The 8,810-nt window shown below is 69.7% G+C and carries 7 protein-coding genes; 1 reads left to right on the top strand and 6 read right to left on the bottom strand.

The window, feature by feature from the left end:
• Positions 1 to 133: 133 nt before the first annotated feature.
• From ACFU5F_RS41365 to ACFU5F_RS41390, 6 genes are all read right to left on the bottom strand, one after another.
• Positions 134 to 1,165, bottom strand: coding sequence for an NADP-dependent oxidoreductase (locus ACFU5F_RS41365; RefSeq protein WP_383898721.1), 1,032 nt, complete (start codon positions 1,163 to 1,165; stop codon positions 134 to 136).
• 358 nt (positions 1,166 to 1,523) lie between these two features.
• The gene (locus ACFU5F_RS41370) at positions 1,524 to 3,095 is read right to left on the bottom strand and encodes an AMP-binding protein (RefSeq protein WP_383898723.1); all 1,572 of its coding nucleotides are present in this window, start codon (positions 3,093 to 3,095) and stop codon (positions 1,524 to 1,526) included.
• 28 nt (positions 3,096 to 3,123) lie between these two features.
• Positions 3,124 to 4,431 (bottom strand): acyl-CoA dehydrogenase family protein, encoded by a 1,308-nt coding sequence (locus ACFU5F_RS41375; RefSeq protein ID WP_383898725.1) that lies wholly within the window; start codon positions 4,429 to 4,431, stop codon positions 3,124 to 3,126.
• A gap of 17 nt (positions 4,432 to 4,448) precedes the next feature.
• Positions 4,449 to 5,297 carry an enoyl-CoA hydratase/isomerase family protein gene (locus tag ACFU5F_RS41380; protein WP_383898726.1) on the bottom strand — a complete coding sequence of 283 codons (849 nt, stop codon included), beginning with the start codon at positions 5,295 to 5,297 and terminating at the stop codon, positions 4,449 to 4,451.
• 37 nt (positions 5,298 to 5,334) lie between these two features.
• A complete protein-coding gene (locus ACFU5F_RS41385; protein WP_383898728.1) occupies positions 5,335 to 6,561 on the bottom strand; it encodes a thiolase family protein in 1,227 nt (408 codons plus the stop codon).
• Positions 6,558 to 7,676 carry a saccharopine dehydrogenase family protein gene (locus tag ACFU5F_RS41390; protein WP_383898729.1) on the bottom strand — a complete coding sequence of 373 codons (1,119 nt, stop codon included), beginning with the start codon at positions 7,674 to 7,676 and terminating at the stop codon, positions 6,558 to 6,560. Before ACFU5F_RS41390 ends, ACFU5F_RS41385 begins: the two co-directional genes overlap by 4 nt.
• Positions 7,677 to 7,905: 229 nt before the next feature.
• Between ACFU5F_RS41390 and ACFU5F_RS41395 the strand changes: the two genes are divergently transcribed.
• The coding region (locus ACFU5F_RS41395; protein WP_383898731.1) for a helix-turn-helix domain-containing protein at positions 7,906 to 8,810 on the top strand (905 nt) is incomplete at its 3' end.

The following is an 8,810-nucleotide window of genomic DNA, read 5'->3' on the forward strand; positions in this document are numbered from 1 at the left end:
GAACCCGGCGGCCGCACGGTCGCGGCCCGGCCGCCCGGGCCGCTGGGTACGGCTCCGGGGGGGGGCCCCCCCGGCCCGGGGCTGCCCGCCGCGCCGGTGACCACCGTCACCGGTCGCTCGGTCCTCGTTCCACTCAGTCCGGGTCCGCCACCTTGAGGATCAGTTTGCCGGGCTGCTTGCCGGTGAACATCGTCGGCAGCAGGGCCGGGGCGTGCTCGAATCCTTCGACAACGTGCTCCTCGACGTGCAGGCGGCCTTCCCTCACCCACTCTCCGAGCTGGGCCGCTCCCTCCGCGAGTCGGTCACGGTAGAAGAACAGCAGGATGCCCCGCACGGTGAGCTGGTGGGTGCAGATGCGCATGTAGTTGCTGGGGCCCTGCAGCTTGACATCGCTGTAGTCCGATGACATGGCACCGCAGATCAGCACGCGTCCGAGCGGGTTCATGTGCAGCAGCATCGTGTCCAGCATGTCGCCGCCGACATTGTCGAAGTAGGCGTCGACGCCGTCCGGGCACAGCTCGCGCAGTCGTGCGTCGAGGTTGTCGGTCTTGTAGTCGATGGCCGCGTCGCAACCGGTCCTCTCGACCACCCAGCGGCATTTCTCCTCTCCACCGGCTGTACCGATCACCCTCTTGGCACCGAGCGCCTTGGCTATCTGGACGGCCAGCGACCCGGTGGCCCCGGTCGCGGCCGACACGACCACGGTGTCGCCCGGCTTCACCTGAAGGCCGTCGGTGATGCCGAAGTAGGCGGTCAGTCCGCCGACGCCGAACACGCCGAGGTTCCAGGACAGTGGATGGTCCGCACGCGGCAGCACGCGCAGCGGCATAGGGCCGTCGCCACGGGCGAGCACATAGTCCTGCCAGCTCAGGAAGCCCTCGACCAGGTCTCCCACCTGGTAACCGGGGTCTCGTGAGGCGACGACCTGGCCGATTCCCATGGTCCGCATCGGCTCACCGATCTGGATCGGCTCCATGTAGCCGCCGTCGTCGGTCAGCCAGATTCGCTGGCTGGCGTCGTAGCCGAAGTACAGGGAGCGAACAAGCACTTCGCCGTCTGTGGGCACGGGGATGTCGGTTTCGTTGAACCGGAAGTCCTCGGCGGTGACAGCACCGACCGGGCGGCGTTCCAGCAGCCATTGACGGTTGACGGTGGAAGGGGGCATGAGATTCTCCTTGAGAGAGTCGCGGGCACAGGAGGTGGATCCGGCCCAGGTCGTTACCGATCGCTTTGCGCGATCTCGTCGGACCCGGGGTCTGTCCGGTCAGGTAGCCGTGACCGCTATGCAGACGGACACGTGCGTCGAGTACGCCGTACCGGCCTCGGCGAGAAGGAAGCTCGGCGCGGCCCTGGTCGGGGACGTCCAAAGACTCGGTTGAGGCAATGGCACGGAAACGGGTCCCATGCCGGTGTGGAAGGTCAGACAGGCCGCGACGGCTGGGCCGACGCAGGCGAGTTCCTCGGAAGCCGCCGTACGTAGGCAGCCGACCCGCCGTACTCCGCCGGGGCCTTCTGACCGTTCGCTAGATCTGCCGCTCGTGGCCGCGCCAGAACGGCTCACGGACGTCCTTCTTCAGGACCTTTCCATTGGCGCTGCGCGGCAGGACGTCCAGGAAGACGACCTGCTTGGGGGTCTTGATGCCGCCGAGCTGCGGCCGGCAGTACGCGATCAGCTCCTCCTCGGTCAGCTGCGCACCGGGGTTGAGCTCGACCACGGCGGTGACGGCCTCACCCCATTCCTCGTGCGGAACGCCGATGACGGCGCAGTCCTGCACGGCCGGGTGGCTCCAGACGACCTGCTCGACCTCACTCGGGTAGACGTTGAAGCCACCCGAGATGATCATGTCCTTCTTGCGGTCGGTGATGTGGAGGTAGCCCTCGGCGTCGAGGAAACCGACGTCTCCGGTGTGCAGCCACCCGTCGACGAGGGCCTCTGCGGTCTTGTCGGGGGCTTTGTAGTAGCCCTTCATGACCAGGTCGCCGCGCACGCAGATCTCACCCGTCTCGCCGGCGGGAAGGATTCTGCCGTTGTCGTCGAGGATCTCCACGCGCACCAGCGGAGCGGGGCGGCCCGCCGCCGACAGCCGGGAGTCGTCGGCGATCCTGCCGTCGGTGAAGTGCTCCTCGGGCCGCAGGAAGGCGATCGCGGCCGGTGCCTCCGTCTGCCCGTAGCCCTGGAACATGACAGGGCCGAAGACCTCGATGGCTCGGCGCAGCTTCTCCGTCGACATGGGCGCGGAACCGTACATGAGGTACTTCAGTGAGGAGAAGTCCCGCTGCTCGATGCCGGGGATCTCCAGCAGCCGGTAGATCACGGTCGGGGGCAGGAAGAGCTCGGTGACGCGGTGCTTCTCCATCAGGTCGAGCAGCTGCACCGGATCCGGCCGGCTCATCACGACGACCGTGCCGCCGCGCGCCGTGCAGGGCAGTGTGAGGGTGCCCGCCGTGTGCGTCATCGGTGCGGCGACGAGGTTCACGACGGGGTCGTCCTCCCAGTAGGAGGCGGCGAGCATCTGCTGCGAGGCGCTGACGCTCAGACCCCGGTGGGTGTTCATCACTCCCTTGGGGGCGCCGGTCGTCCCGCCGGTCGGCATGATGCCGGCGACCGACTCCGGGGAGGGGATGAAGTCGGGGCGGTCGGCAGGGGCGTCGCGGAGGAATTCCTCGAAGGTGATGCCGCCGGCGCTGGACGCGGTGGCCGCCTCGGAACCCAGCGAGACGACGGTGTGCAGCTCGTCCAGGTCGGGGCGCAGCTTCTCGACGACCGGCAGGAACGGCTCGTGGCAGAACAGCACCTCGCAGTCGAATCCCTTGAGCAGCCGCTGTATCTCCTCGGGCGGGGTGGCGGGGTTGACGGGAACCCACGCCAGCCCGGCCCGCCACAGCCCGAGGACACAGGCCCACGCGACCGGGTCGTTCCCGGCGAGCACCGCGCCCTTCGCCTCACGGCCGGTCGCCCGCTCCAGCAGGGCATGGGCCACGCGACACGAGAGCTCCCCGATCTCCTGGTACGTGAAGGACCTCTCGCCTGCGATGAACGCCACGCCGTCCGGGTTGGCTCGCCAGCCACGATCGAAGAAGTCGGTCACTGCCATGGGGTGTTTCCTTTCGATCGTCCGCGGCTCATGGCCTGGCCCAGCCGGCGCGGTGCAGCAGCGCGGTGAGGTAGCCGAACTTCATGGTCAGCAGGTGGTTCTCGCCGTCCTCGATGCGGGCTGCCCGGGCGTCACGGAAGAGCTTCTCCATCGGGTACTCGCGCGTGAGTCCGTAACCGCCGAACAACTGCAGCGCCTCGTCGGCCACCTCGAAGGCGAGGTCGGTGCAGGTCACCTTGGATCCGGCCGTGTAGTAGGGGTGCTTCTTCGGCGACAGGAACGTGTAGTCGGTGGCCCGCCGGGAGACGGCGCGCATGGTCTCCAGCTTGCGGGCCATGGCGCCCAGCCGGTACTGCACCAACTGGTGGTCGGCGAGCAGAGCGCCGCCCTGCCGCCGCTCGTGGCAGTACTCCAGCGCGTACTCGAAGGCCGCCCGGCCCAGGCCGGTCATGATCTGGCCCATGGCGACGCCGGCCGAGGACCAGCTCGACGCGTGACCGGGCCAGTAGTCGTCGCCGACCGACAGGGCGAAGCGGGCGGGCACCTTCACGTCGTCGAAGAAGACCTCGCCCTGGGGCAGGGCTCGCTTGCCCAGCTTCTCCAGCGGCCTGCCCCGGCTGACCCCCGGCAGGTCGAGCGGCACGACGACCTCCACACCGCGCGGGTGGCCCTCCGCGTCGAAGAACCCCTCGCCGTAGTCGGCGGCGATCGTCAGGAGGCCGACCTGGGCGACCGGTCCGTTGGACACCCAGGCCGAGCTCTGCCCGCTGACCACGATCTCGCCGCCGGACACCCTGGCGGTCAGGTTGCCCTTGTTGCCCTGGCGGGCGGCGGCGTGCCGCTCCGCCGGGTACAGGCTCAGGCCGTCGGAGCCGCGGTCGGGCTGCGTGCCGATCCAGCAGCCGAGCCTGCCCTCGCACAGGTCGACCAGCTCCTGGTTGCCCGACCGCGCCGCCATCAGCTTGGGCAACGCTCCGGCCCCCAGGGAGACGGCCAGGCCGGCGTCGCCCCAGCCGAGTTCCTCGACGACGATGGCCTGCAGGCGGGCCAGGGCCTGGGGAGGCACCCCGTCGACCGTCGCGTCGAACTCGATGCCGGAGGCCGCCGCCGTCTTCAGGAACTGCCAGTACGGGGAGTCCGGGGCGACGACCTCCTCCGCGCTCAGTCGGTCGATCGCGATGCCGGCCGGGCGCATCACCTCGCGGGCGAACTGGTGCATCGCCTGCTGGACCGCGCGCTCGTCGTCGCCGAGCGGCGGCTCGAAGCCGGTCAGCTCCACGTGCGGCAGGCCGGGGCGCACCTCGTCGGAGACGTTCTGTTCGGTCTGCTGTGCCATCGTCGGCTCCCCCTCCTTCACTTGGCCGTGGTGAGGTCGCCCTGCGCCGCGATGGTGGCGGGCAGGTCCAGCTCGTGCTCGACGTCCTGAAGGCCGGCCAGCTTCTGCAGGTGCTCCTGGACGGCGGGAATCGCGAGCAGCGTCCGCATCGCGTTGTTCTCCACACCGAAGCCGGAGAACTGGGCGTCGACCGCGCTGTTGTAGACCTTGGTGAACACCTCGTTCACCGCCGCGACGGTGCCGGTGGAACGGGCGGCGAGCCGCTGCGCGAGGTCGTCGACGTAGCCGCAGATGTCGTCCGCGGGCAGAGCGCGGTTGACGATGCCGTAGGCGGCCGCCTCGTCGCCGTCGAAGTCGCGGGAGGACAGGATGACTTCGCGGGCGCGGGCCGGGCCGATCTGCAGGGCCAGGCGGGTGGTGCCTCCGCCGGTCGGGAGGAATCCGCCGGATGCCTCGGGGAAGCACAGGCGGCTCTCCGGGGTGGCGAAGCGCATGTGGGTGGCGAGGAGGAAGTCCAGTCCGGCGCCGCGGCAGACGCCGTCGACCAGGCTGATGGTCACCTGCGGCAGCGCTTCCCACATGCTGGTGAGTGCCTGGACGACGTTGATGTCGTCGTACTTGCTCTGCGGCACGTTCGGGTCGCTCATCGAGCGGAACAGGTCGTTCAGGTCGAAGTGCGCGAGGAAGAAATCGGGGTTGGCACTGCCGAAGACCACGACCGAGGTCTCGCGGTCGAACACGAGCCGGCCGGCCAGGTCGAACAGCTCGCCGACCATCTCGATCGTCATCAGGTTGAGCGGTGCGTTGTCGAAGTCGACGTGGAGGATGCGGCCTTCGCGCCGCAGAGCGAGGGTCTTGTAGGTCATGGCGGGCTCCGTTCAGGGATGTCTCAACAGGTGGCGGTTACGCGCCGAGGACGGTGATCGCGGCCACGGCTTCCTCGCCGCCGTACATGCCGCCCCCGTTCTCCGCCAGCGCGATGCGTGCGCCAGGGACCTGGCGGGCTCCGCTCTCACCGCGGAGCTGCTGCACCAGTTCGTGGATCTGCGCCAGGCCGGAGGCGCCCATGGGATGGCCCTTGGACTCCAGCCCACCCGACGGGTTGACGGGGAGGAGCCCGCCCAGAGTGGTGGCGCCGGATGCGGCGAACGCGCCTCCGGCCCCGATCTCGCAGAATCCCAGCAGCTCCGTCTGGAGGAGCTCGCCGAACGCCGACGCGTCGTGCACCTCGGCGACGGACACGTCCTGCGGCCCGATCCCTGCCTGCTCGTACGCGTCCTGCGCCGCGAGCGCGCTGACCGAGTGCTCCCAGTCGGCCAGGGAGCGCACGGTTCCGGTGCCAAGGACCGAGGCCAGTACGCGGACGTGACGACTTCCCCCGAGGCGTGCCCGGCCCGCCTCGTTGCAGACGATCGCCGCGGCGGCGCCGTCGGTGAGGGGCGCGCACATCGGGACGGTCAGGGGTTCGGTGACCGTGCGGGCCGCGAGGATCTCGTCGGCCGACATGGCCTTGCGGAAGTGGGCGAGCGGGTTGGAGACCGCGTGTGCGTGGTTCTTCTCCGCGACCAGTGCCAGGTGCTGCCTCGTCGTGCCGAACGTCTTCATGTGCGACCGGGCGAGCGCCCCGTAGATGTCCATGAACATGCTGCGCGGCACGCCGGCGTCGTCGGGGACGTCGCCGCCGAGCTCACGGAGCACCGCCCGTACGCCGTCGGGGTCGTGGACGTCCACGCCACCGTCGAACAGGCCGAGCATCTTGCGCTTGTCGTCGACGTTCGTCTTCTCCACGCCGACCGCCAGCACCACGTCGGCGGCACCGGAGCGGACGTGCAGGACGGCCTGGTGCAGGGCCGTCGCTCCCGTGGCGCACGCGTTCTCGACGTTGATCACGGGGATCCGTTCGAAGCCCATGCTGCGCAGCGCCATCTGGCCCGGGACGACCAGCTGGCCCTCCAGGACCGACTGGCAGGTGTTGCCGAAGTACGCCGCGTCCACGTCACCGAGCCGCCCGCCCGCGTCCTTGAGTGCCTCGGTGACGGCGTCCCTGGTCAGGTCCTTGACGGAGGCGTCTCGCCGGACACCGAAGGGGGTCATGCCGACGCCGGCGATCCACACCGGTGGCGCGCTCACGCCACGCTCTCCTCGGTGACGCGCGCGAAGCCGTACGACTCCAGGGCGCCCATGAGCTCACGGTGACCGAGCAGTTCGGCGGGCGAGCGGAAACCGGTGCCGTGGTGGGTGGAGCCGAGCAGCCGGGAGGCCGCGTACGCCTGCATCAGGCCGGTCATCTGGTATCCGGTGCTGCTGTGGATGACCACCCGCGCGGTGGCCGTGTTGCCGCGTGCCGTGCACCAGTCGATGGAGCGGTGGATCTGGCGGTTCTCACGGGGTGGGCTGCCCGGCGTCATGCCGGCCGCCATCTTGTCCAGCACCGGGTACAGGGTCTCCTCCGGAAGCCATTGCAGGGACACCTTGAACAGGCGCTCCAGGTCGATGACCCGCTTGTAGATGTCCTCGTTCCGCATCGCGACGAACATGCGGCAATTGCGCACCCGGCGGTCGTCCCGGAAGAACACCGGCATCGCGGTGCCGCCCCAGTTCAGCCCGGTGACGACATAGCCCGAACCGGGCACGACGAGGTCCTGGCGGGTCACCCGGTCGTACTTCTTCAGCCGGCCGTCCTCCAGGTAGTGGGCCTCCGCCCGCATCACGTCGAAGATCGACTGGGTGGAGCCGACCGTGGGGATGGCATTGGCGTACGAGCCGAGCTCCAGGGAGTCGACGCCGGGTGTCTCCAGGCAGATGCGGGCGGCGATGTCGTGCAGCGCGTACTGGATCGACATCGCGGACGAGGCGACTCGGCCGGCCTCGGCGAAACGCGGGCCCCACTCGTCGAGCAGGCGGAGTATATGGGTCTGTTCACCGGCTGTGTCGAGGTAGTGACAGCCGGCCCGGATCGCCGCCTCCACGACCGGGGCCGCGTAGCGGAGGAACGGGCCCACGACGTTGCACACGACGCTCCGGCCCTCGAACAGCCGAGTCAGGGACTCGACAGAGCCGTCCACCTCGGCGATCTCGTAGTCCGCGGTCTCGATCCCCGGGACCTTGTCCATGACCTCCTGGATCCGGGCCTTGTTCCGGCCGGCGGCCACGAACGGGATGCTGTATTCACGCAGGTATTCGGCCACCAGTCGGCCGGTGGATCCGCTGGCTCCGTAGAGGACGACCGGACGCAATTCGCTCACCGCTGGGTCCTTCCGTGGTGAGCCGAGACTCCTCTCAGGAGGGCTCGGCGCGGGTGACGGTGAGGAGAACTCTGCGCAACAGGCGACGGCACCGCTTGTCCCAGAGCGCAACCCGGGTTGTACGTTCGTGCAGCCGATCCCCCTCCTCATGCCCCCCCGGCACGGCCTCGCGGTCCGCAGAGCGGCACAGCCTGTTGCCCTCCCCCGCGTGGCAGGAATGCACTGCACAATGGTGGTGGCACTGCTCGCGGAGGTGTTCGGGATGGTCGGTACCGGCACGTGGTCGACCGATGGACTGTCGCAGAACCGTGCGCCCGTCGCGTGGACGCGCAAGATGCCCGAGCTGCACCTCCCGTGGACGCTGACATTTCCCGAGCCCGACCGGTTCCGGGCCGCTGTCCGCTACCGCAGCCTGGACGAACTCACCGTCGCCGAGTTCCGGGGCGGGCGCTACGCGGGCCGGAGGACCGACGACGCCGAGGGACGGCCTGCGCGCATCGGGGTGCTGATCAACCTCAGCGGCCGGCTGGTGTGCCGGTACGGGGACGGCGAGGTGACCGTCGGCCCCCATGACCTGCTGGTGTGGGACAGCGACCTCGCGCGTGCCTTCGACGCGGTCGAGCCCCACCACGAGCTCTCCCTCCTGCTTCCGCGCGGCATGGTCCCGCAGGGGCTCGCGGCCGCGGCCGCCCGCGCGAGCGGCCCCGTGCCGGTCGGGGCGGGAACCGGTCTGGCGGCGATCGCCGCCGATCAGCTACGCGCGATCGTCCGCGAGCTGGACCACCTCTCGGACGCGGGACTCGCCATCGCCTGCCAGAACTTCTTCGACACCTTGGACTCCGCGCTCGTGCCTCCTGTGGAGGCGTCCCCTTCGGCGAGCGCCCGCGCGGCCCTCCTGAACCGGGTCCGCCGCTATGTGGAGGATCGTCTCGACGACCCGGAGCTGTCCGCCTCGTCCGTCGCGGAAGCGCTCGACGTCTCCGTGCGCACGCTGCACCTCTCGTTCGCCGGCACGGGCACGACGGTGGGGCGCTGGATCCGCGAGCGGCGCCTGAAAGTCTGTTACCGGGAACTCGCGCACGGATCCGGGGAGCGGACCGTCACGGACGTCGCCTTCCGGTGGGGTTTCAACGA

Source organism: Streptomyces sp. NPDC057438 (genome assembly GCF_042802995.1).
GTDB lineage: Bacteria > Actinomycetota > Actinomycetes > Streptomycetales > Streptomycetaceae > Streptomyces.